Source organism: Aquimarina algiphila, assembly GCF_007489275.1.
GTDB classification, from domain to species: Bacteria; Bacteroidota; Bacteroidia; order Flavobacteriales; family Flavobacteriaceae; genus Aquimarina; species Aquimarina algiphila.
Genome location: NZ_VLNR01000151.1, coordinates 1 through 2,623 on the forward strand (window position 1 = coordinate 1; position 2,623 = coordinate 2,623).

Sequence of the window (2,623 nt, forward strand, 5' to 3'; positions counted from 1 at the left end):
GAGAAAGCAAGTATTAGCCCAGACCCAACAACAGCTATAGATTATAGCAATCCAGTGAAATTTACAGTAACAGCAGAAGATGGTACAACCAAAGAGTATACAATAACAGTAACTGTGTTAAGTGCAGCTATTACAGGAAAATCAATAACCAAGTTTACAATAGAAGGAGTAGACGGAGTTATAGATGAGTCTTCTAAAACAATAGCAGTAAGTTTACCATCAGGAACATCAAAGACGGGATTAAAAGCAACAGCAGTTATATCGGATAAAGCAAGTATTAGCCCAGACCCTACATTGGCAACAGATTATAGTAAGCCAGTGGAATTTACAGTAACGGCAGAAGATGGTACAACCCAAGAGTATACANAGCAGAAATATCAGAGAAAGCAAGTATTAGCCCAGACCCAACAACAGCTATAGATTATAGCAATCCAGTGAAATTTACAGTAACAGCAGAAGATGGTACAACCAAAGAGTATACAATAACAGTAACTGTGTTAAGTGCAGCTAGTACAGAAAAATCAATAACCAAGTTTACAACAACAGAAGGAATAGACGGAGTTATAGATGAGTCTTCTAAAACAATAGTAGTAAGTTTACCATCAGGAACATCAAAGACGGGATTAAAAGCAACAGCAGTTATATCGGATAAAGCAAGTATTAGCCCAGACCCTACATTGGCAACAGATTATAGTAAGCCAGTGGAATTTACAGTAACGGCAGAAGATGGTACAACCCAAGAGTATACAGTAACAGTAACTGTTGAAACTGCTAATGAGGGTAAACCATTTGTTACAACATGGGAAACAACTACTGAAAATGAGGACATTGTATTGCCTACTGCAGACCAGTATAAATATAAATATACAATAGATTGGGGAGATGGTACTGTAACTACTGATACATCTGGCTATGGTATACATACATATAGTAAGCCAGGGAAATATCAAGTGAAAATTTTTGGTGATTTTCCAATGTTTCACAGGAGGAGAATGGGTTCGGTGTTGAGTGTTAACGAACAAATTATTAGTATAGACAGTTGGGGAGATATACAATGGAAATCTATGGAAAATGCCTTTGCTCATTGTCCTAAATTAATTTATAAAGCTACAGATAGTCCAGATTTATCAAATGTCACAAGCATGAAATCTATGTTTAGTATGGCAACTTCTTTTAATGGAGATATAAGTAAATGGGATGTGTCTAATGTTGAAAATATGGAAAATATGTTTTCTGGTGCTACTTCTTTTAATGGAGATATAAGTAAATGGAATGTTTCTAATGTAGAATATATGGCAGATATGTTTTTTGGAGCTACTAATTTTAATCAAGATATAGGTGGTTGGAATGTCTCTAATGTTACAGATATGGCGTCTATGTTTGGCAATACCTCTTTTAATCAAGATATAGGTGATTGGAATGTTTCTAATGTAACAAATATGGAAAGTATGTTTTCTGGTGCTAAAAATTTTAATCAAGATATAGGTGATTGGAATGTCTCTAATGTAACAAATATGTATACTATGTTTTTTGGAGCTAAAAATTTTAATCAAGATATAGGTGATTGGAATGTTTCTAATGTTACAAATATGGGACAGATGTTTGAAGGTGTTCGTTATTTTAATGGAGACATTGGAAACTGGAACGTATCTAATGTTACAAATATGTGGGGTATGTTCTATGGAGCTGGAACTTTTAATAAAGATATAGGTGATTGGAATGTCTCCAATGTTAAAAATATGTCAAATATGTTTCGTGGAGCTAGTAACTTTAATAAAGATATAGGGAATTGGAATGTTTCTAATGTAGAATATATGGTAGGTATGTTTTTTGGAGCTATTAATTTTAATCAAGATATAGGTGGTTGGAATGTTTCTAGTGTTATAAGTATGCGGAATATGTTTGCTAGGGCATTTAGATTTGATCAAAACATTGGTAACTGGAATGTTTCTAATGTTAAGAATATGAGAGATATGTTCGAGCATGCAAAATTAACGTATATTAATTACGAAGCATTGCTAATAGGTTGGGAGAAAAACGGTGTTTCTAAAGATGTAGAATTTCATGGAGGTAAAAGTATTTATAAGTCTCAGGCTGCTGTACAAGCTAGAGAACGTTTAATAAACGATAACAATTGGGATATTAAAGATGGAGGTAAAAAATAATAAGTAAAATAATCTAAGATTTAATTCTAAATAAGAGTAAAAACCACCCGTTTTGGGTGGTTTTTTGCTTTTATATAAGCTTTATGTTTGCAAAAAAAATATTTTTAACATGAAAACGCCCAATTTTTTCCTTATTGCATTATTGCTATTGGTAATAACATCTTGTTCCAAAGATGATGAACCAGTAGTAAAAAGTGAATTAAAAGAGCTTACATCGTTTGTAATAAAAGATATAGAAGCCACAGTAGATGAACAATTAAAAACAGTAGCAATTACCTTGCCTGTAGGAACAACAGTTACAGCTTTAAAAGCTACAGCAGAAATATCAGAGAAAGCAAGTATTAGCCCAGACCCAACAACAGCTATAGATTATAGCAATCCAGTGAAATTTACAGTAACAGCAGAAGATGGTACAACCAAAGAGTATACAATAACAGTAACTGTGTTAAGTGCAGCTA

At 33.2% G+C, this 2,623-nt stretch carries 3 protein-coding genes; all 3 read left to right on the forward strand.

Features of this window, described 5'->3' with window-relative positions:
* Positions 1-114 precede the first annotated feature (114 nt).
* Positions 115-420, forward strand: a complete 306-nt coding sequence (locus FOF46_RS30660) for a DUF5018 domain-containing protein (protein WP_478209731.1) — start codon at positions 115-117, stop codon at positions 418-420.
* A 14-nt stretch (positions 421-434) separates the two neighbouring features.
* Entirely contained in the window at positions 435-2,165 is a 1,731-nt protein-coding gene (locus FOF46_RS30665; RefSeq protein ID WP_143919223.1) for a BspA family leucine-rich repeat surface protein, read from the forward strand.
* Positions 2,166-2,274: 109 nt separating this feature from the next.
* Positions 2,275-2,623, forward strand: a 349-nt coding sequence (locus FOF46_RS30670; RefSeq protein ID WP_143919224.1) for a DUF5018 domain-containing protein, incomplete at its 3' end; no start/stop codon positions are given.